Below are 18,473 nucleotides of genomic sequence, written 5' to 3'. Positions count from 1 at the left end.
CCCGCCACCCGCGTCACACGGTCGCGGTGGGCCGCGCGGCCGTGGAACGGGCGTACCGCGCCGCGATCACGGTGCCCACGCACAGGGCCGCCGCGCTCAGCCCGAGCGACCAGTGGATGCCCACGACCGCGCCGAACAACCCGACCGTGACCCCGCTGCCGAACCGCAGGCCGCTGGCCGACATGCCGTAGACGCCGATCACCCGTCCGCGGTCGCCCGGCGGGGCCAGCAACTGCACGACGGTCTGGCCGATCGACATCGACGCCAGGTTGGCCACCCCGCCGATGAACAGGAGCGCTACCGCGGCCGGATAGTTGCCGGCGAGCGCGAACCCGACGGTCGCCAGCCCGTAGACGCCGGTGCTGACCACCGCCGCCGGGATGCTCGCCGGGATGCGGCCGGTCGCCTCGAGGAGGATGCCGCCGACGACGCCGCCGGCGCCGTTGGCGAACAGCAGGATGCCGTACGCCGTTCCCGCGCTCCCCGCACCGAGGTCCTGCGCGAAGATCGGCATCGACGACTGCAGGGACGCACCCACGAAGAACGACCCCAGGCCGCCCAGGATGATCATGCTGACCAGCGTGTGGTTGCTCCGTACGTCCCGTAGAACCCGTACCGAGTCGAGCAGCCCGACCCGGCGACGCGGGACGCCGCCGTCGCGGGTGTGGCCGGTGAACCGGGTACGGAAAAGGAAGAGGGTCAACGGCAGGTAGAAAGCGATGTTGACGAAGATGCCCCGGGTCGGGCCGAGGCCGAGCAGAAGGGCCGAGCCCACCACCGGGCCGAAGAGCACACCCAGGCTGCGGAACGTCGCGTTGAGCCGCACCGCGCTGGGCAGTTCGTTGTCGCCGACGAAGTCGTGCAGCATCAGCTGCTCGCCCGGCCCCCACAGCGATCCGGCCAGGCCGTGCAGCACGAGCAGCACGCAGGCCTCCCAGATCTGCAGCTTGCCGGTCAGGAAGAGCACCCCCCACGCGGCCGAGACCAGCATGAACAGCACCTGCGCGGCCTGGATGACCCGCCGGCAGTCGAACCGGTCGGCCAGCGACCCGAAGTAGACCGAGAACACCAGGAACGGCACCCAGTGGCTGATCACCTCGAAGCCGGCCAGCGAGGGGGAGTGGAACTTCTGCCACAACTGCCAGTACGTGATGACGTGCTCGATGTTGTCGGCCATCATGGCCAGCGCCGCCCCGAACAGGTACGGCCGGCAGTCCCGGTTCTTCAGCGCGGCGAACCGGCGTGGTGCGACGGTGGACATCCCGCCAGCCTGCCGTCTTCCCGCTTCCGGCGCGCCCGGGGTAGCCGGGCAAGTGATCAGGACCACCCCCGGGGGAGGCCCCGCGGACGTGGGCGGCATTTCGTCGGCATATCGAAAACCGGATACGTACCGGCAACACGGCGTTGCCTTGACTGGACGGTATGACCTACAGCGAACCAGCGCGAACGGCGGCCCGCCGGACCCGATCGCCGGCGTCCCCGCCCTCGGCCGTCTCGACCGTGGGGATGACAATTTATGGCTGCGGGCGGGACGAGGCCGTTCTGTTCCGGCGGCTGGCGCCTCGCTTCGGGATGCGGCCGACGATAACCGAGGCGGGGGTATCGGAAGCCAACGTCGGACTGGCGTCCGGGAATCGGCGCATCAGTGTGAGTCACAAGACCCCGGTCACGGACGCCACGCTGCGTGCGCTGAGCCGCGCCGGCGTGGAGTACATCTCCACCCGGAGCGTCGGATACAACCACATCGACCTGAGCTGCGCGCAGAGCCTCGGCATTGCCGTGGAAAACGTCGCCTATTCGCCGGACAGCGTTGCCGACTACACGCTCATGCTCATGCTGATGGCGGTGCGAAATGCCAAGGCCGTCCTCCGCCGGGCGGATGTCCATGACTACCGGTTGAGCGAGGTGCGCGGAAGGGAACTGCGCGACCTGACCGTCGGGGTGGTCGGCACGGGACGCATCGGCACAGCGGTCATGGACCGGCTGCGCGGCTTCGGCGGCCGGATCCTGGCCAACGACAGTCGTCCGAAGACGGCCGCCGATTACGTTCCTCTCGACGAATTGTTGCGGGAGAGCGACATCGTCACACTCCATGCACCGCTCACCGCGGACACGCACCATCTCCTGGGTCGCCGGCAATTCGAACTGATGAAGCACGGCGCGTTCGTCGTCAATACCGGACGCGGTTCGCTTCTTGATACCGAGGCTCTGGTCGCCGCACTCGAGAGCGGCCGGTTGGGTGGCGCGGCGCTGGATGTCCTCGAAGGGGAAGAGGGCATCTTCTACGCCGACCACAGCGCCAAGGCCGTCGAAAGCAAGCAGCTGTTACGGCTGCAGGAAATGCCGAACGTGATCATCACTGGGCACACGGCCTACTACACGGATCACGCCCTGAGCGACACCGTGGAGAACTCCATCATCAATTGCCGTAAATTTGAGAGCAGGAGCCGGCGTGGATAGGTTGAAGGTCGGAATCATATTCGGCGGCGGTTCCGAGGAACATCCGATCTCCGTCAAGTCCGTGCAAGAGGTCGCCAGAGAACTCGACACCGAGAAGTATGAACCGTTCTACCTCGGGATCACGAAGGACGGCGCCTGGAAGCTGTGCGATCGCCCGGGCGCGGACTGGGAAAGCGGCCGTGCGGCGGTGCTGTCGCCGGACCGGAACGTACACGGACTGCTTGTCCTGGAATCGGGGCGATACGAAACGATCAGCCTGGACGTGGTGCTGCCGGTCCTGCACGGCAAGCTCGGCGAGGACGGTGCGATGCAGGGTCTGCTGGAGCTCTCCGGGATTCCCTACGTCGGCTGCGACATCCAGAGTTCCGCCCTGTGCATGGACAAGTCCCTCGCCTACGTCGTCGCCCGGAGCGCGGGAATCGCTACTCCCCATTTCTGGATCGCCGCAGCGGACGAGCAGGTTGATCCCGGACGGCTCAGCTATCCGGTCTTTGTCAAGCCGGCCCGTTCCGGGTCGTCCTTCGGCGTCACCAAGGTGTCCCGTCCGGAAGAACTGCCGAGTGCGGTGGAGACCGCACGACAGTACGACGCCAAGGTGCTGATCGAAGAGGCGGTCGTCGGCAGCGAGGTCGGGTGCGCAATCCTGGGAAACGATCCGGACCTGGTCGCGGGCGAGGTGGATCGAATTTCGCTGTCACACGGCTTCTTCCGGATCCATCAGGAGAGCGCGCCGGAGAGCGGTTCGGAAAACTCCACGCCGATCGTCCCGGCCGACATTCCGGCCGAGACCCGCTCGGTGGTCCAGGAGACGGCGAAGGCCATCTATCGCGCCCTGGGATGCCGGGGACTGGCGCGCGTCGACATGTTCCTCAAGGAAGACGGAACAGTCGTGCTCAACGAGGTCAACACCCTGCCCGGCCTGACTTCCTACAGCCGTTACCCGCGGATGATGGCGGCCGCCGGGTTGCCGCTCGCCGAAGTGATCGATCGGATCGTGTCGCTGGCGCTGACCGGAAAACTCGGATGAAGGACGACTTCGTTTTCGTGGACGAGCTCGTGCCCGGAATCCGCTGGGACGCCAAGTACGCGACCTGGGACAACTTCACCGGAAAGCCGGTGGACGGATATCTGGCCAACCGGATCGTCGGTACCACGGCGCTGTGCGCGGCCCTGGTGCGGGCACAGGAAGCGGCCGCGTCGCTCGGCTTCGGTCTGCTCCTGTGGGACGGGTACCGCCCGCAACGCGCCGTGGACTGCTTCGTGCGCTGGTCGGCGCAGCCCGAGGACGGCCGGACCAAACCGCGGCACTACCCGAACATCGAGCGGTCCGAGATGTTCGAACGGGGATATGTGGCCGCCAAGTCGGGCCACAGCCGGGGCAGCACCGTCGACCTGACGCTCTACTCCCTGGCCACCGGGGAACTCGCGCCCATGGGCGGCGACCACGATCTGATGGATCCGGTCTCCCACCACGGCGCCCTGGGAATCGCCCCGGTCGAGGCGCGAAACCGTGCACACCTGTGCGCCGTCATGGAGGCTTCCGGTTTCGATCGCTATGACTGCGAGTGGTGGCACTACACGCTGCGGAACGAGCCCTATCCGGACACCTATTTCGACTTTCCGGTCGCCGAGCTGAGCCGGCGCAGGCAGCTGGCAACGCGATGAGGCGGTCTCATCGGGCGATGGTCGGCGGGGGAGCGGCCGGCAGATGGACCGTGACGCGGAGCCCCCCGGCGGGACGGGGGGTGAGGGTGAGGGTCCCGTCGTGAGCCTGGACGATGCTCTTGACGATGGCCAGGCCGAGGCCGACCCCCGCGTGGCCGTCCCGGATGCGCCCGGTGCCGCGCTGGAACGGCTCGACGATCGTGGAGACCACCTGCGGGGTGAGTTTCTCGCCGGTGTTCTCGACCGTGAGCACCACCGCCCCGGGCTGAGCGCTCGTCCGGACCCAAACCGTGCCCTGTTCGTTGAGGTTGTGGACGATCGCGTTCTGCACGAGGTTCGTGGTCATCTGCAGCAGGAGCGCGGGCGAGCCGGCGGCCGGGGTGATGTCGCCGGAGGACTCGATGGTCAGGCCGCGTTCCTCGGCGAGCGGGAGAAGCGTTTCGACGGCCTCCTCCGCGATGAGCGACAGGTCGACGGGTTCGCGGGTGAAGGACCGTTGGTCGGCGCGGCTGAGCACGAGCAGCGCCTCGGTGAGGTCGATCGCCCGGGTGTTGACGAAGCGCAGGCGGTCGACCAGCTCGCCGGTGTCCCGGCTGCGGTCGTTGCGGGCCAGGTCGTTGCGGGCCAGCTCCAGCAGGGTCTGCGTGATCGCCAGTGGGGTGCGCAGCTCGTGGGAGGCATTGGCGGCGAATCTCTGCTGCTCGGCGACCTGCGCCTCGAGCCGCGCGAGCATGGTGTCGAAGGCGTCGGCGAGTTCGCCGAACTCGTCCTCGCGGCCCTCCAGCTGGATCCGGTGGGAGAGCGACCCGTTCGCGGCCAGCCGGGTGGCATGGGTGATGCGGGTCAGCGGCGCGAGCATGCTGCCGGCCAGGATCCATCCGCCCAGGAGGCCGAACATCAGCAGGAAGACCAGCATGGCGGCGGCCTTCGGAGTGAAGGCCCGCAGCAGGTCGGAGCGGTCTGGCCCGGACAACTCGGGTGCTCCGAGACCGTGGCGTCCGGGGGTGTGCGGCACGTCGGGCACGTAACGCAGCAGGAACACCCACACCACGGCGAGCAGCAGGGCACCCGCGAGCATCAGGAACCCGGCGTAGCTGAGGGTGAGTTTCAGGCGGACGCTCACTGCCGGCCCCCGGTGTCGATGCGGTAGCCGACGCCGGCCACGGTGGCGATGATCCCGGGTTCACCGAGCCGTTTGCGTAGCGCCGAGACGGTGATGCGCACCGCGTTGGTGAACGGGTCGGCGTTCTCGTCCCACGCCCGTTCCAGGAGTTCCTCGGCGCTGACCACACCGCCTTCGGCGGCGACGAGGACCTCGAGTACGGCGAACTGTTTGCGGGTGAGCGCCACGTATCGGCCGTCGCGGTAGACCTCGCGGCGGAACGCGTCCAGACGCAGGCCGGCGATCTCCCGTACCGGTGGCCGGCTGTGGGCACGCCTGCGGTCGAGTGCGCGCAGACGCAGTACGAGTTCCCGGAGTTCGAACGGCTTGGTGAGGTAGTCGTCGGCGCCGAGCTCGAACCCGGAGGCCTTGTCGTCGAGCCGGTCGGCGGCGGTCAGCATCAGGATCGGCATGCCGCCGGAGGCGACGATGTGTTGCGCGACCTCGTCACCGGACGCCCCGGGGATGTCGCGGTCGAGGACGGCGATGTCGTACGCGTTGATGCTCAGCATTTCCAGAGCGGTGTCGCCGTCACCGGCGATGTCGGCCGCGATCGCTTCCAGGCGCAGCCCGTCGCGGATGGCTTCGGCCATGAAGGGTTCGTCCTCGACGACCAGCACGCGCATGCGCTCAACCCTATGAGCCCGGGCATATCGTCGGCATACCGAAAGCCGCATACGCGCCGGCAACACCATGCCTCCTTGACTGGATGGCATGAGTCCAACCGCAGCGGCCGGGGACGCGCTCCCCGGGGGCGTGACAGTGTTTGACGACCAGCATCCCGGCGTCGCGAACCTCGGCCCCGATCTGCTGCGGGCCTTGCGCGCGGCGACGGCCGATGCCGCGGGCGACGGCGTCGAGCTCCGGGTCAACGGTGGCTGGCGCTCCCCGGCGTACCAGGATCGGCTCCTCCGCGAGGCGGTCGCCCGGCACGGCTCGGCGGAGGAGGCAGCCCGATGGGTCGCCACCCCCGACAGGTCCGCGCACGTGTCGGGGGAGGCGGTGGACATCGGGCCGGCCGGATCCGCGGCGTGGCTGTCCGAGCACGGCGCCAGGTACGGGCTGTGCCAGATCTACCGCAACGAACCCTGGCACTTCGAACTGCGCCCCGAGGCGGTCGATGGTGGCTGCCCACCGATGTACGCCGACCCCACGCATGATCCGCGGTTGTCGACCCGGGCCGCCCGCCCCGGATGAGCTACAGTCCCCAGCCCCAGCGGAGCTGGGCGACGCCTGTCGCGTTGTTGGCGGCCAGGCCGCTGCCGCTCTGCCGCGTCAACGAATAGGTGTCGCCCGATCGCAGGCCCGGCCAGTAGACGACGCCCATCTGCTGGGCGCGGCTGTAGTCGGTCGTCGCCGCGAAGTAGGACGTGAAGACGTTGCCGTCCTGGTTCTGGCCGCCGGTGTAGGTCAGGCCGGTGGTCATCGGGGCGCCCGCCTCGTCGATCACCGTGCGGGAGGCGTACGAGCCGACGCGCGGCGTGAGGTTGGCCGTCCACTGGGCGCGCGTCGTATAGGACGCCCAGAAGCCGTAGAAGTGCAGTGACAGCAGTGTGCCGCTCAACGCCGACGACGCTCCGACCCCGGTGACGTTGTCGTTGTAGCCGGTGCCGCTGACCAGCACCCGGCCGCGCGGCACCGACGAATGGCGGGACAGCCAGCCGGAGCAGAGTGAGACCCAGTCGTTGAGGCTGTAGCCGAAGGGCTCGTTCATCGGCTCGAAGTACACGTTCGCGTTCGAGCCGTAGCCGGCGACCACCGTGTCCCACATCGTGTTCCAGGCGGTGGTGTCGTCGACGAAGCCGTCGTGGTTGGCCTCCCAGTAGCTGAGTATCACCCGCATGCCGTGGGCGAGTGCCGAGTCGACCGTGCCCTTGTACGCCGCCCACCAGGTCGAATTCACGCTCTGCGGGTTGATCGGCAGCCGGACCGTGTTGGCGCCGAGCACGGTCTGGAAGCCGCTCAGGATGCCCTCCGCCTTCGACTTGACCGTCGCGTACGAGTCCGAGGCGGTCAGGCCGGTCGGGATCACCCAGCCGTCGACATAGTTGTCGCGGGCGTCGGCCCAGTTCACGCCGCGGAAGCTGCTGGTCGCGGCGGACGCGGGCTGGGGAAGGGCGAAGAGGGGTGCGGCGACGAGCGCCGCGACGATTGCCGCTGTACGCCGGAGCGCCATCGCGTACCTCCAGAGGTCGAAGTTAATCAATGGTTACGTAAACATTTACCGCCGTCAAGGCGCGAGAATGCATCGACGCAGGCCACATTGACCGCCGACCGGGCGGCGCATAGGGTCAGGGCTGTGACGGCGTGAGGAAGCCTGGGGAGGATCCAGCACGGTCGCGCCACTGTGAGCGAGCCAAACAGAGCTCGCGAGTCAGACACTCTGCCGTCACCGCCCCATCCGCATACAGGGACGCACGATCCCTCCAGGAGGCTTCGATGAGCTCAGACTCGATGTCGCACCCCACCGCCGCCACCCCGGTCGTCATCCCGGCGTCGCGCGCCGTCCTCTGGCTGGCCGGCACCGCGCTGATCGCGCTGGCGATCTACTACTTCGTCGGCGTCGACCAGGGCGCCGTGTCGGTGTTCGGCAACAACACCCTGATCCACGAGTTCGTCCACGACGGGCGGCACTTCCTCGGCTTCCCCTGCCACTGAGCCGGCCGAGAGCCCTCGACAATGGAAAAACGCATAATCTGGCGCGGCGTTCTCGCCGGCGCCGTTGCGGGCCTGCTCGCCTTCCTGTTCGCCCGGATCTTCGCCGAGCCGCAGATCCAGCAGGCGATCGACTACGAGGACGGGCGTGACCACGCCCAGGAGACGTTGAACGCGGCGGCCGGCATCCCGGCCCACGAGCATGCCGACCCGTTCTCGCGGGCCGTCCAGGGCAACGTCGGCATCGGGGTCGCGCTGATCCTCTTCGGTGCGGCCATGGGTGCGCTGTTCGCCGTGGCGTACGCGCTCTATCTCGGCCGATCCGGCCGGCTGCGCCCCCGCAGCCTGGCCCTCCTCGTGGCCGGCGGGGGTTTCCTCGGCTTCTGTCTCGTGCCGTTCGTGAAATACCCGGCCAACCCGCCGGCGATCGGCAACGAGGACACGATCCGCCAGCGCAGCGGGCTCTACCTGCTGATGGTGCTGGCGTCGCTGCTGTTCCTGGTGCTGGTGGTGTGGCTGGGCAAACGGCTGCAGCCGCGCTTCGGCAACTGGAATGCGACGCTGCTCGCCGGCGCGGTCTTCGTGGTGGCGACCGGCATCGTGATGCTGCTGCTGCCCTCGTCCGGTGAGCTCTCGGCCAACGCGTCGCTGCACTCGGCGACCGAGACGCCGGGCCCGCTCACCGACCCGACCGGCCGGATCGTCTTCCCGGGCTTCCCGGCCGACGTGCTGTTCAGTTTCCGCCTCTACTCGCTCGGCGCCCAACTGCTGCTGTGGGCCACGATCGGGCTGGTCTTCGCCCCGCTCGCCGAGCGTCTGCTGGCGCCTGGGCCGCGGACGGCCGGGCTGGTCACCGCCTGAGCGCGGCCTCCCACCCCCGGCGGCGTTCCTCCGGCGGCGTCAGCACGCAGTCGCCGCAGGTACCGCCGCCGGGGATCCGGTAGTACAGGCAGCAGTTGTTCCGGACCAGAAACCGCCGCGGCCGCTCCGGCACCGGCTGCACCAGCGTGCCCATCCCGGCGAGTGGCGCCATCCGCAGCATCGCGCCGACCACACCGGCCGCCTGCTCCGCGGGCGCGGCGTTGCCGGCGGTCCGGTCGGCGATCATGCCGGCTGCGCCGGCCAGAGCCGACGCCACGTTTCCCCACAGAACCTTGGGGGACAGCGCGAAACGGTCGCGAAACGCCGCCACCAAGGGCGTCAGCAGGGCGCCCACGGCGACCTCGGCCACGGCCCCGGCCAGGGCGGTCACGTCCATCCGGGTGCATGGTTGCGCTTGCGTGCTCCCGTACGCGACGGGCAGCGGCCCGCCCGGCACCGGCCGCCACCACAGCTCGTCCGGTCGAGGGGCCGGCAGTTCGCCGCCGGCGACCGCCGCACCGAGCAGCGGCGACACCACCCGCGAGGCGTAGCCGAGGAACGTGACCGAGGCGACCACCCGGACCGGCACATCGTCCGCGGCGACCCCGAACATGCCGATCAGCGTGCCGCGCGCGACACGCACCCGCTCGGCGAGGACGTCGCCGTCGGCCAGCGAGGACCAGGGCAGCCAGCCGGCGTCCGGTGACCACGGCTCCCAGCTGAAGAACGGTCCGATTTGTGCGGCGGTGACCAGAGCGGGAAGCACCAGGTCAGTCAAGCGCACCCGGGTATCGGATGTCATATCGATCATTCTGACGATCGAGAGTAATGATGGTGCCCATGACGAGGTGGAGCGGGCGCGCACCGGCCGCACTTCTCTGCCTCGGCGCGCTCGCACTGCTGGCCCGCCCGTCGCCCTGGATGCCGGGCGCCCGGCTGCCCGCGCTCGACCGCATCGGGCTCGCGCTGCTGCTCGTGCTGCTCGGGCACGGCCTGGCCGGGCGGCGCCGGCTCGCGCTGCAGTTCACCCTCGCGCTGATCGTCCTGGCGGTCGTGCCGCCCGTGCACCGGCGCGAACTGGTGGTGCCGGTCGTCGCGGGGCTGTTACTGCTGCCCGGGCGTTTCCCGGTGCGGCCCGACCCGCAGCGGCTGCGGGCGGCCACGGTGGTGGCCGGCGCCACCCTTACGGTGGTGCTCGGCCGCACCCTGTGGGAGACGGGACGGCACCGGGCGTACGCGGCCCTGCCGTTCCCGACCGGGACGCCCGACCGTTCCACCCGGGTCTACGTCGTCGTGGTCCTCGCCTCGGTGCTGGTGGCGCTCGCGATCGCGCTGGCCGCCGCGCCCGCGCCGCCGCCGGCCGGGGAGGCCGAGCGGGCCCAGGTGCGGCGCCTCGTGCAGCACCCGGCGTCGGGAAGTCTGGCGCCGTTCGCCACGCGCGCCGACCGCACCTACGTATTCAGCCCCCGCGGTGACGCCGCGCTCGGCTATCGGGTGCGTTTCGGGGTGGCGCTGGCCGGCGGCGACCCGGTGGGCGCCGACCCGGCAGCCGCGATCGCCGCGTTCGCGCTGCTCTGCGAGGAGCGCGGCTGGCGCCCGGCGGTGCTCGGCAACGACGCGGCGGCCACCGGTGAGCTGTGGCGGGCGGCCGGGGTGCGGCGGGCGGTCGGAATCGGCGACGAGGCGGTCCTCGACGTACCGTCCTTCTCGGCGGCGGGCCGGGCGATGCGCAACGTGCGGCAGGCGGCCCGGCGGGCCGACAACGCGGGCGTACGCGTGGAGATCGGCCCCCTCGACCCGCTGCTCGTCCCGGCGCTCGACGGCGTGCTGCGGAACTGGCTGCGCGGCCGCTCCGAACGGGGCTTCGCGATGAACCTCGACGCGCTGCTCACGCCCCGGGACGGCGTACTCGTGGCAATCGCCCGCGACGCCGCCGGCGAGCCGGTGGCCTTCGCCCGTTTCGCCACGGCGGCCGCCGGCCGGATCTTCACCCTCGACGTGGCGCCCCGGCGCCGCGACGCCCCCAACGGCGTGGTCGAACGCATGATCCTGACGATGGTCGACTACGCCCGGGCCCACGGCGCGGCCGAGGTGACGCTCAACTTCGCCGGGATGCGCCGGGTCTACGCGGGCGTGTCGCTCGGCGCGCGGGCGCTGCAGGTGCCGCTGCATGCGCTGGACCGCTGGATCGAGCTGCGGTCGCTGTGGCTGTTCACCGACAAGTTCCATCCGCGGTGGCGGCCCCGGCAGCTGCGGATGCGGTCGTGGTGGGAGCTGATTCCGGTGGCTTTCGTGGCATTGACCTCGGAGTTCGGTGCGCGCCCGCCGGTCGGCGTCTCGGCCGCGCCGTCGGCGGAAGCGGCGCCGGTAAGCTCCTGATCATGCCGCTGCTGTTCTCCTACGGGACCCTGCGCGACCCGGCGGTCCAGATCGCCAACTTCGGCCGCGAGCTTCCCGGACGAGAGGATTCGGTACTCGGGTTCCGGCTGTCCCAGGTGGAGATCACCGACCCGCACGTCCTCGAAGTGAGCGGCCTGACCCACCACCCGATCCTGGTCGCGACCGGCAACCTCACCGACACGGTCGACGGCGCGGTCCTGACCCTGACCGACGACGACCTGGCCCGCGCCGACGAGTACGAGGTGGACGACTACCACCGCATCGAGGCGCCGCTGGCCTCGGGCGACAGCGCGTGGGTCTACGTCGGCCAGGACTGACCGCCGCGTCGATCGCCGCGCAGGTTCGCGGGGGCACTCCAGTCCCGGTGCGGGCCCTATGATCGGCCGGTTCGTCGCGCATACCTTGTGACATGATCTCGCGGCGGCTGTGGCCCGCACTCAAGACGGCCGGCTTCACGCGGTCGGCCGGCACCTTCCGGCTGCGGTCCGGCGACGGCGGCGCGATCGTCCTCGGGTTCCAGGGTTCGGCAAGCAGTGGGGGCGACCTCTCCCTCTTCTATCTCAACATGGCCGCGTCCACCGGCAATTGGTTGCGGTGGCAGGAGAGCCGGGGCTACCCGGACGCTTTCCGGTTGCCGGGCACGTCACTGGGCCAGTGGTGGGGCCGCCTTCGCGCGGCGCCCGGCTTCGACGACGGCATCGGCCGGTGGCAGCTTGCGTCGGTCGCCGACGCGGAGGGCCTGGGCGGGCTCCTAGACTGCGTGCCATGAGGATCGGCGTACTCGGCGCGGCCCGGATCGCCCCGGCAGCACTGATCAAACCGGCGCACGTGGTGCCCGAGGTCGAAGTGGCCGCCGTCGCGGCGCGCAGCCGGGCAAGGGCGGCGGCATTCGCCGGGCAGCACGGCATTCCGGTGGTGCACGCCAGTTATGAGGCTCTGCTGGCCGACCCGATGCTCGACGCGGTCTACGTTCCGCTGCCCAACGGGCGTCACGAGCAGTGGACGATCGCCGCGCTGCGGGCCGGCAAGCACGTCCTCTGCGAGAAGCCGCTGACGGCCAACGCGGCCCAGGCGGCCGAGGTGCGGAAGGCCGCGGACGAGACCGGGCTCGTCGTCATGGAGGCGTTCCACTACCGCTATCACCCGCTCGCCGCCCGCATGGCCGAGGTCGCCCACAGCGGCGAACTCGGGCGCATCACGCGGGTCGAGACGGCGATGTGCTTCCCGCTGCCGCGGTTCGGCGACATCCGGTACGACTACGGGCTGGCGGGTGGCGCGCTGATGGACGCCGGCTGCTACGCCGTCCACTGCTTGCGCCTGCTGGCCCCCGGAACGCCGGCCGTCACGGGAGCCCGCGCGTTGCCGTTCAAGCGGGACGCCCGCATCGACCGGGCGACGACCGCCGGCTTCGACTTCGGTGACGGCGCCACCGGGCGCATCAGGGCCTCGATATGGTCGTCCACTGTGCTCAGTCTGGGTGCGAAGGTGGTCGGGGAGCGCGGCACGATGAAGGTCGCCAACTTCGTGATGCCGCAGCTGTTCGCCGGCTTCAAGCTGACCGTGAACGGCAGGAGCCACCGCGAGAAGTTCGGCGGTGCACCCACCTACGTCCACCAGTTGCGGGCGTTCGCGGCCGCGGTCCGGGGCGACCGCACGGCCAACCTCACGCCGGCCGCCGACTCGGTCGCCACCATGACGCTGATCGACGACATCTATCGCGCGGCCGGCCTACCGGTCCGGCAGTGACGGCAGGTCCCGCTTGACGACCTTGCCGGTGGCGTTGCGGGGGAGGGCGTCGAGGAAGATCACATCCCGGGGGACGCAGAAGCGGGCGCGGAACTCGCGCACGTGGTCCCGTACGGCGTCCGCGTCCAGTTTCCGGCCCGGCTGGAGCACCAGGTAGGCCGCCAGGCGCTGGCCGTAGGCGGGATCGGGTACGCCGATGACGGCCACCTCGCGGACGCCCGGGAGGTCGGCGAGGAGGTTTTCGACCTCGGAGGGGAAGACGTTCTCGCCGCCCGAGACGATCATGTCGTCCTCGCGGCCGTCGACGAAGACGCGGCCGTCGGCGTCCAGGTGCCCGAGGTCGCCGGTCGCGAGCAGGCCGTCCCGGATCTCCTTGCCGGCACCGTTCGTGTAGCCCTCGAACAGCATCTCGTTGCCGACGAACAGGCGGCCCGGCTCACCCGGCGGCAGCCGGTTCCCGTCGGGGCCGAGGACGGCCACCCGCGTGCCGTGCGGCGGCCGACCGGCCGTGCCGGGTGCGGCCCGCAGGTCGGCCGGGGTGGCGATCGACGCCCAGGAGGCCTCGGTCGAGCCGTACAGGTTGTACAGGACGTCGCCGTGACGGTCCATGAATCTGGTGGCCAGACCGCCGGGCAGCGCCGATCCGCTGACCGCCACCACCGACAGCGGGGGCAGATCGCCGGGTGGGAGGTCCACGAGGCCCTGCAGCATGACCGGTACCGCGATCAGCGCCGAGCAGCGTTCCCGGGTCATCGTCGCGAGGGCGGCGGCCGGCTCGAAGCGGCGGCGCAGCACGACGGTCGCCCGCAGCGCGAGGGCGATCTGCAGCCCGGCGAGGCCCCACGTGTGGAAGAGCGGTGCCGCGATCATCATGCGCACGCCGGCCCGCAGTGGGATCCGGTCGATGATGGCGGCGAGCGGCCCGAATCCGCCCGGTGTCGGCCGTCGGGCGCCCTTCGGCAGGCCGGTCGTGCCCGACGTCAGCACGATCGTCCGGCCGGGGCGCGGTGGCGGGGCGGGCGCGCGGGAGAGGGCGGGCAGGGAGGCGCCCGGCGAGGCGGGGCGCGGCGGCGGGGCGGGCGCGTGGGAGAGGGCGGCCGGGGTGGCGCCGGGTGAGGCGGGGCGCGGTGGCCGGGCCGAGCCCGGCGGCGGAGCGGTGCTGGGTGGTGGCGTGGGTGCGGGGACGAGGTCGTCGAGGCAGACGGTGGGGGCGCCGGTGGGGGTGAAGTCGCGCGAGTGCAGGATCAGCCTCAGGCCTTGGTCGCGGACCACCGCGGACAGCTGGGGCGCCGACAGGCCGGTGTTCAGCAGCACCGGGTCGGCGCCGGCCGACGTCACCCCGACCATGGCCGCGACCATCGCCGCCGAGTTGCGGGACAGCAGGCCGACCCGGTCGCCCGCCTCGACGTCCAGAACCCCGGCCAGGTGCTGTGCGAGGTCGAGGAGCTGGGCGTACGTCAGGAAGCCGTCATCGTCGATGACCGCGACCCGATCGGGGTTTCGGGCCGCGGCCTGCCGCAGCTCGCCGGCGAGGCCGAAGCCCCAGCGCCGCAGGGAGAGCAGCTGGCGGAACACACGGGCCGGTGGTCCGGGGTCGAGGAGTCCCCGGCGGGCCAGTGTGGTCGCCTCGAAAATCAACGGATCTGCATGCCCGAGATGGCGCGGGCGATGACCAGGCGCTGGATTTCCGAAGTGCCCTCGAAGATGGTGTAGATCTTCGCGTCCCGGAACATTCGCTCGACCGGGTGTTCGCGCAGGTAGCCGGCGCCGCCGAGGATCTGGATCGCCTTTTCGGTGACCGCCACGGCGACCTCGCCCGCCTTCAGTTTGCTCATCGAGCCCTCGCCGGCGCCGAACGTCTTCTCGTTGCGGCCCATCCACGCGGCCCGCCACACGAGGAGTCGCGCCGCGTCGATCTCCATGCGCATGTCGGCCAGGGCGAACGCGATCGCCTGGTTCTCGATGATCGGGCGGCCGAACTGGACGCGGTTCTTCGCGTATTCGAGAGCGTATTCGTAGGCGGCGCGGGCGATGCCGATCGCCTGGGCGCCGACCGCGGGGCGGGAGAGTTCGAAGGTGCGCATCGCGGCCTGCGACGTGGCCCGCTTGCCTTCCCGGGCGCGGGCCAGCCGCTCGTCGAGGGCGTGCTTGCCGCCGAGCAGGCAGCGGCCGGGCACGCGTACGTCGTCGAGGAACACGTCGGCGGTGTGCGAGGCGCGCAGGCCGAGCTTCTTCAGTTTCTTGGGGCTGACCAGCCCGGGCGTGCCCGGCGGGACCACGAACGCGGCCTGCCCGCGGGAGCCCAGCGAAGGGTCGACCGAGGCGGTGACCACGTGGACGTTCGCTATGCCGCCGTTGGTGGCGTAGGCCTTCTGCCCGGAGATCACCCACTCGTCGGCGGCCTCGTCGTAGACCGCCCGCGTCCGCATCGACGCCACGTCGGAACCGGCCGACGGCTCGGTCGAGCAGAACGCACCCACCTGGGGGGACGCCTCGTCACCGAAGCACTGCGGCACCCATTCGACCATCTGCTCGGGGGTGCCCGAACCGTAGATCGCGGCCACCGACAGCGCGGTCCCGCCGAGGGCCATGCCGATGCCGCCGTCGCCCCAGAACAGCTCCTCGTTGACCAGCGGCAGCGACAACCCGGTCGGGTCGGACCACGCGTTGATGAGGAACTCGAAGCCGTACAGCCCGATCTTGGCGGCCTCCTGCAGGATGGGCCAGGGCGTCTCCTCGCGCTCGTCCCATTCGCTGGCGGCCGGGCGGATCACCCCGTCGGCGAACCCGTGCACCCACTGCTGCAGCTCGCGCTGCTCGTCGTTGAGGTCGAGCCAGAACTCCATGCGTCTCCCGCCTTCACCGCGCCGTACTCGCCGGTAACGTTACGGGTGCGTAACTTGGCCCGCAAGGTGTGGTTTCCGCGATCGCAGGCCGAATTCCCAGCCACCGTTTGCTTCGACGGCGGTGAATTCCACACGCGACGGGAGAAGCACCGGAGCCTTGAAGGTCACGTCCATCGTGTACCGATCCGGCAGTCGCCCCTCGAGCGCGGCCATGCACCGGGCGGCAGTCCACATGCCGTGCGCGATCCGCTGCGGAAAGCCGAAGAGCCGCGCGCCGATCCGCGACGTGTGAATCGGATTGCGGTCACCGGAGACGGCGGCATATTGCGCACCGACGGTGGTCGGCACCCGCCAGATCGCGGTGGCCGGCGGAGGCGCCTGGTCACGCTGGTCGCGCCGCTCACCCCGGCGTTCGATTTTGAGGTACGTCGAGACACCGTCCCAGACATCCTCGCCGTCGACCGTGGCCGTGGCGACGATGTCCAACTGGCGGCCGCGCTCATGGTCGCGGAGGTGGGCCGCCCGCACGGTGAGATCGAGCCGCTCGTCGGCGCGGACCGGCCGGCGCAGCGTGATGCGGTTGGCGATGTGGACCATGCCGACGATCGGGAACGGGAAGTCGGCCGCCGACATGAGGTGCATCGCCAGCGGAAAAGCGAGCACGTGCGGATAGGTGGCCGGAAGCGTGTCGGAAAGGCGGAACTCGCAGATCCGGGTGTACGCGGCGAGGTGATCGCGGTCAATGGTCTGTGAGCGACTGACCACTGCACGGTCGGGCAGCGTACGCGGCCGGCGCCGGCCCGGCAGCATGCCGGCGGCGGCCCTCAGATAGGGATTACCGGTGACCTCTTCGGTCGTCATGTTCACGCTCCGAGAAGGCTCTGGCCGCAGACCCGGACCACGTTCCCGGTGACCGCGGCCGAACCGGGCGACGCGAACCAGGCGATCGTCTCCGCCACGTCGACCGGCAGGCCGCCCTGGGCGAGGCTGTTCATGCGGCGGCCGGCCTCCCGCAGCGCGACCGGCATCTTCGCGGTCATCGCCGTCTCGATGAAGCCGGGCGCCACCGCGTTGATCGTGATGCCTCTGCTCAGGAGCGCCGGCGCCATCGACTGGACGAGCCCGATCACGCCGGCCTTGCTGGTCGCGTAGTTGGTCTGCCCCCGATTGCCGGCGATGCCGGCGATCGAGGCGACGCCGATCAGACGCCCGCCCGCGCGGATCAGATCGCGTTCCAGGAGTACGCGGTTGATCCGCTCCTGGCTCGACAGGTTGACGTCGAGCACCGCGTCCCACCAGCCCGGATCCATCTTGGCGATGGTCCGGTCCCGCGTGATGCCGGCGTTGTGCACGATGATGTCGACGCCGTCGCCGAGGTAGGCGGCCAGCCGCTCGCCGGCGTCCGACGCGGTCAGATCGAGCTGGAGGGCCCGGCCCCGCACGTCGTTGGCGACCCCGGCCAGCGCGTCACCGGCCGCCGGGACGTCGAGCGCGATCACGTCGGCGCCGTCGCGGGCCAGCACCCGGGCGATGGCCGCACCGATGCCCCGGGCCGCCCCGGTGACCAGGGCCGTCTTGCCGTCGAGGGGCTTCGACCAGTCGGGCGTGCCGGCTCCCGGGCCGGCCTTGATCCGGATGACCTGACCGGAGACGTAGGCGGAGCGGGCGCTGAGCAGGAAGCGCAGGGTCGACTCGAGGTTGTTCTCGCCGCTGTTCGACACGTACACGAGCTGGGCGGTGCTGCCCCGGCCGAACTCCTTGCCGGCGCTGCGGGTGAAGCCCTCGAGGGCCCGCTGGGCGGTGGCCTCGGCCGGCGTGGTGGCCTCCTCGGGCGGTGTGCCGAGGACGATCACCCGGCCGCCGCTCCGCATCGCCCGCGCGTTGGGGTGGAAGAAGTCGTAGAGGCCTCTCAACCCCGCCGAGCCGGTGATGCCCGTGGCGTCGAAGATCAGCGCCGCGTAGGGGCCGCCGGCCGCGTCGGCGAGTTCGACGCCGGCGTGGGTGAGGGTCTCGCGGAGCGTCTTGGCCAGACGCCCGTCGCTCGACCCGACCAGCACCGGCCCGTCCGCCACCGGGTCACCGGCGTGGTAACGCCGCAGCCGCGGCGGGTCGGGCAGGCCGAGCCGCTTGATCAGGACCCGGCCCGGACCGGAGTGGGCGAAACTCGCGTATCGATCGGCCATGAGCCGGAGCCTACTCGCCGGTAGCCAAACGGTAGAGGGTCAGCGCGGCCAGCGACGGCGCATCGACGATCGCGCCGCTCCGGAGCATCGCGTCGATCTCGGCGTCGGTGAAGGCGCGATGCACCATGTCCTGCTCGGTCACCTCCCGGTCCGGGAGCCCTTCGGACAGGCCGGTCGCCAGGTAGACGTCGAAACCCTGGGTCGAATAGCCGTACGCCTCGAAGAGATGCCCGAGGTGCGTCATCCCGGTGGCCCGGAGCCCGGTCTCCTCGGCCAGTTCCTGCCGGGCGAGGCCCTCCGGGTCGCCGCTCCGCCCCGAGCTGCCCTGCGGGAACTCCCAGGCCCGGCGTCCGATCGGGTAGCGGAACTGTTCCACCAGCCAGAACCCGTCCGGCCGGCGGGGGAGCACGAGCGCGAAGTCGGCCTTCTCGACGACGCCGTAGATGCCCGGGCTGCCGTCGGGCCGCCGGACCGCGTCCTCCCGCACCGTCATCC

The 18,473-nt window shown here is 70.7% G+C and carries 20 protein-coding genes; 10 read left to right on the top strand and 10 right to left on the bottom strand.

From position 1 onward, the window contains the following. Positions 1-13: 13 nt before the first annotated feature. Positions 14-1,261: an MFS transporter gene (locus tag ACIA5C_RS10430; RefSeq protein ID WP_396053033.1), complete on the bottom strand. Its 1,248-nt coding sequence runs from the start codon at positions 1,259-1,261 to the stop codon at positions 14-16. A 245-nt stretch (positions 1,262-1,506) separates the two neighbouring features. On the opposite strand from ACIA5C_RS10430, the gene ACIA5C_RS10425 reads away from it, so the two are divergent. Genes ACIA5C_RS10425 through vanX form a run of 3 tightly spaced genes read left to right on the top strand, consistent with a single transcriptional unit; the run spans position 1,507 to position 4,125 of the window. Beyond that, positions 1,507-2,460: a D-isomer specific 2-hydroxyacid dehydrogenase family protein gene (locus tag ACIA5C_RS10425; RefSeq protein WP_396053107.1), complete on the top strand. Its 954-nt coding sequence runs from the start codon at positions 1,507-1,509 to the stop codon at positions 2,458-2,460. After that, positions 2,453-3,487 carry a D-alanine--(R)-lactate ligase VanA-Sc gene (gene vanA-Sc / locus ACIA5C_RS10420; RefSeq protein ID WP_396053032.1) on the top strand — a complete coding sequence of 345 codons (1,035 nt, stop codon included), beginning with the start codon at positions 2,453-2,455 and terminating at the stop codon, positions 3,485-3,487. Before ACIA5C_RS10425 ends, vanA-Sc begins: the two co-directional genes overlap by 8 nt. Further along, complete coding sequence (gene vanX / locus ACIA5C_RS10415; protein WP_396053031.1) at positions 3,484-4,125, top strand: D-Ala-D-Ala dipeptidase VanX; 642 nt, start codon at positions 3,484-3,486, stop codon at positions 4,123-4,125. Before vanA-Sc ends, vanX begins: the two co-directional genes overlap by 4 nt. A 7-nt stretch (positions 4,126-4,132) precedes the next feature. On the opposite strand, the gene ACIA5C_RS10410 is transcribed toward vanX, so the two are convergent. Together ACIA5C_RS10410 and ACIA5C_RS10405 are read right to left on the bottom strand one after the other, a co-directional pair. Next, positions 4,133-5,248, bottom strand: coding sequence for a sensor histidine kinase (locus ACIA5C_RS10410; protein ID WP_396053030.1), 1,116 nt, complete (start codon positions 5,246-5,248; stop codon positions 4,133-4,135). Beyond that, on the bottom strand, positions 5,245-5,913 hold the full coding sequence (locus ACIA5C_RS10405; RefSeq protein WP_396053029.1) for a response regulator transcription factor: 669 nt from the start codon (positions 5,911-5,913) through the stop codon (positions 5,245-5,247). Before ACIA5C_RS10405 ends, ACIA5C_RS10410 begins: the two co-directional genes overlap by 4 nt. A gap of 88 nt (positions 5,914-6,001) precedes the next feature. On the opposite strand from ACIA5C_RS10405, the gene ACIA5C_RS10400 reads away from it, so the two are divergent. Then, positions 6,002-6,484 (top strand): M15 family metallopeptidase, encoded by a 483-nt coding sequence (locus ACIA5C_RS10400; RefSeq protein WP_396053028.1) that lies wholly within the window; start codon positions 6,002-6,004, stop codon positions 6,482-6,484. Between the two features lies 1 nt (position 6,485). Here ACIA5C_RS10400 and ACIA5C_RS10395 read toward each other — a convergent pair whose 3' ends face one another. Beyond that, positions 6,486-7,463 (bottom strand): cellulase family glycosylhydrolase, encoded by a 978-nt coding sequence (locus ACIA5C_RS10395; RefSeq protein WP_396053027.1) that lies wholly within the window; start codon positions 7,461-7,463, stop codon positions 6,486-6,488. 263 nt (positions 7,464-7,726) lie between these two features. Between ACIA5C_RS10395 and ACIA5C_RS10390 the strand changes: the two genes are divergently transcribed. Further along, positions 7,727-7,945 (top strand): CbtB domain-containing protein, encoded by a 219-nt coding sequence (locus tag ACIA5C_RS10390; protein ID WP_396053026.1) that lies wholly within the window; start codon positions 7,727-7,729, stop codon positions 7,943-7,945. A 21-nt stretch (positions 7,946-7,966) separates the two neighbouring features. Beyond that, on the top strand, positions 7,967-8,803 hold the full coding sequence (locus ACIA5C_RS10385; protein ID WP_396053025.1) for a CbtA family protein: 837 nt from the start codon (positions 7,967-7,969) through the stop codon (positions 8,801-8,803). On the opposite strand, the gene ACIA5C_RS10380 is transcribed toward ACIA5C_RS10385, so the two are convergent. Continuing rightward, positions 8,793-9,605, bottom strand: coding sequence for a (2Fe-2S)-binding protein (locus ACIA5C_RS10380; RefSeq protein ID WP_396053024.1), 813 nt, complete (start codon positions 9,603-9,605; stop codon positions 8,793-8,795). The genes ACIA5C_RS10385 and ACIA5C_RS10380 overlap by 11 nt on opposite strands. A 38-nt stretch (positions 9,606-9,643) precedes the next feature. On the opposite strand from ACIA5C_RS10380, the gene ACIA5C_RS10375 reads away from it, so the two are divergent. From ACIA5C_RS10375 to ACIA5C_RS10360, 4 genes are all read left to right on the top strand, one after another. Continuing rightward, positions 9,644-11,182 carry a phosphatidylglycerol lysyltransferase domain-containing protein gene (locus ACIA5C_RS10375; RefSeq protein ID WP_396053023.1) on the top strand — a complete coding sequence of 513 codons (1,539 nt, stop codon included), beginning with the start codon at positions 9,644-9,646 and terminating at the stop codon, positions 11,180-11,182. A gap of 2 nt (positions 11,183-11,184) precedes the next feature. Then, positions 11,185-11,520: a gamma-glutamylcyclotransferase family protein gene (locus ACIA5C_RS10370; RefSeq protein WP_396053022.1), complete on the top strand. Its 336-nt coding sequence runs from the start codon at positions 11,185-11,187 to the stop codon at positions 11,518-11,520. A gap of 92 nt (positions 11,521-11,612) precedes the next feature. After that, entirely contained in the window at positions 11,613-11,972 is a 360-nt protein-coding gene (locus ACIA5C_RS10365; protein WP_396053021.1) for a DUF4304 domain-containing protein, read from the top strand. Beyond that, positions 11,969-12,949 (top strand): Gfo/Idh/MocA family protein, encoded by a 981-nt coding sequence (locus tag ACIA5C_RS10360; RefSeq protein ID WP_396053020.1) that lies wholly within the window; start codon positions 11,969-11,971, stop codon positions 12,947-12,949. Before ACIA5C_RS10365 ends, ACIA5C_RS10360 begins: the two co-directional genes overlap by 4 nt. Here the strand turns inward: ACIA5C_RS10360 and ACIA5C_RS10355 are convergent. Genes ACIA5C_RS10355 through ACIA5C_RS10335 form a run of 5 tightly spaced genes read right to left on the bottom strand, consistent with a single transcriptional unit; the run spans position 12,932 to position 18,471 of the window. After that, positions 12,932-14,587 carry an AMP-binding protein gene (locus ACIA5C_RS10355; RefSeq protein WP_396053019.1) on the bottom strand — a complete coding sequence of 552 codons (1,656 nt, stop codon included), beginning with the start codon at positions 14,585-14,587 and terminating at the stop codon, positions 12,932-12,934. The two genes, ACIA5C_RS10360 and ACIA5C_RS10355, sit on opposite strands and share 18 nt — an antisense overlap. Further along, complete coding sequence (locus ACIA5C_RS10350; protein ID WP_396053018.1) at positions 14,584-15,795, bottom strand: acyl-CoA dehydrogenase family protein; 1,212 nt, start codon at positions 15,793-15,795, stop codon at positions 14,584-14,586. The genes ACIA5C_RS10355 and ACIA5C_RS10350 overlap by 4 nt, the downstream gene beginning before the upstream one ends. A gap of 39 nt (positions 15,796-15,834) precedes the next feature. After that, a complete protein-coding gene (locus ACIA5C_RS10345) occupies positions 15,835-16,656 on the bottom strand; it encodes a MaoC family dehydratase (protein ID WP_396053017.1) in 822 nt (273 codons plus the stop codon). Between the two features lie 2 nt (positions 16,657-16,658). Beyond that, positions 16,659-17,978 (bottom strand): 3-oxoacyl-ACP reductase, encoded by a 1,320-nt coding sequence (locus ACIA5C_RS10340; protein ID WP_396053016.1) that lies wholly within the window; start codon positions 17,976-17,978, stop codon positions 16,659-16,661. Between the two features lie 10 nt (positions 17,979-17,988). Then, positions 17,989-18,471: an NUDIX domain-containing protein gene (locus ACIA5C_RS10335; RefSeq protein ID WP_396053015.1), complete on the bottom strand. Its 483-nt coding sequence runs from the start codon at positions 18,469-18,471 to the stop codon at positions 17,989-17,991. Between the last annotated feature and the right edge of the window lie 2 nt (positions 18,472-18,473).

Origin of the sequence: Actinoplanes sp. NPDC051343 (genome assembly GCF_044455125.1) — a bacterium.
Lineage (GTDB): Bacteria > Actinomycetota > Actinomycetes > Mycobacteriales > Micromonosporaceae > Actinoplanes.
Note: the sequence above shows the minus strand (reverse complement) of the source record. Positions and strands in the feature narration are given on the sequence as shown.

What these genes read in the sequence shown, in the direction of transcription:
- ACIA5C_RS10400 (WP_396053028.1), top strand. Translation starts at nt 6,002, where the DNA reads ATGAGTCCAACCGCAGCGGCCGGGGACGCGCTCCCCGGGGGCGTGACA.
- ACIA5C_RS10335 (WP_396053015.1), bottom strand. Translation starts at nt 18,471, where the DNA reads ATGACGGTGCGGGAGGACGCGGTCCGGCGGCCCGACGGCAGCCCGGGC.
- ACIA5C_RS10340 (WP_396053016.1), bottom strand. Translation starts at nt 17,978, where the DNA reads ATGGCCGATCGATACGCGAGTTTCGCCCACTCCGGTCCGGGCCGGGTC.
- ACIA5C_RS10390 (WP_396053026.1), top strand. Translation starts at nt 7,727, where the DNA reads ATGAGCTCAGACTCGATGTCGCACCCCACCGCCGCCACCCCGGTCGTC.
- ACIA5C_RS10380 (WP_396053024.1), bottom strand. Translation starts at nt 9,605, where the DNA reads ATGACATCCGATACCCGGGTGCGCTTGACTGACCTGGTGCTTCCCGCT.
- ACIA5C_RS10375 (WP_396053023.1), top strand. Translation starts at nt 9,644, where the DNA reads ATGACGAGGTGGAGCGGGCGCGCACCGGCCGCACTTCTCTGCCTCGGC.
- ACIA5C_RS10365 (WP_396053021.1), top strand. Translation starts at nt 11,613, where the DNA reads ATGATCTCGCGGCGGCTGTGGCCCGCACTCAAGACGGCCGGCTTCACG.
- ACIA5C_RS10345 (WP_396053017.1), bottom strand. Translation starts at nt 16,656, where the DNA reads ATGACGACCGAAGAGGTCACCGGTAATCCCTATCTGAGGGCCGCCGCC.
- vanX (WP_396053031.1), top strand. Translation starts at nt 3,484, where the DNA reads ATGAAGGACGACTTCGTTTTCGTGGACGAGCTCGTGCCCGGAATCCGC.
- ACIA5C_RS10395 (WP_396053027.1), bottom strand. Translation starts at nt 7,463, where the DNA reads ATGGCGCTCCGGCGTACAGCGGCAATCGTCGCGGCGCTCGTCGCCGCA.
- ACIA5C_RS10350 (WP_396053018.1), bottom strand. Translation starts at nt 15,795, where the DNA reads ATGGAGTTCTGGCTCGACCTCAACGACGAGCAGCGCGAGCTGCAGCAG.
- ACIA5C_RS10370 (WP_396053022.1), top strand. Translation starts at nt 11,185, where the DNA reads ATGCCGCTGCTGTTCTCCTACGGGACCCTGCGCGACCCGGCGGTCCAG.
- ACIA5C_RS10425 (WP_396053107.1), top strand. Translation starts at nt 1,507, where the DNA reads ATGACAATTTATGGCTGCGGGCGGGACGAGGCCGTTCTGTTCCGGCGG.
- ACIA5C_RS10430 (WP_396053033.1), bottom strand. Translation starts at nt 1,261, where the DNA reads ATGTCCACCGTCGCACCACGCCGGTTCGCCGCGCTGAAGAACCGGGAC.
- ACIA5C_RS10385 (WP_396053025.1), top strand. Translation starts at nt 7,967, where the DNA reads ATGGAAAAACGCATAATCTGGCGCGGCGTTCTCGCCGGCGCCGTTGCG.
- ACIA5C_RS10360 (WP_396053020.1), top strand. Translation starts at nt 11,969, where the DNA reads ATGAGGATCGGCGTACTCGGCGCGGCCCGGATCGCCCCGGCAGCACTG.
- ACIA5C_RS10405 (WP_396053029.1), bottom strand. Translation starts at nt 5,913, where the DNA reads ATGCGCGTGCTGGTCGTCGAGGACGAACCCTTCATGGCCGAAGCCATC.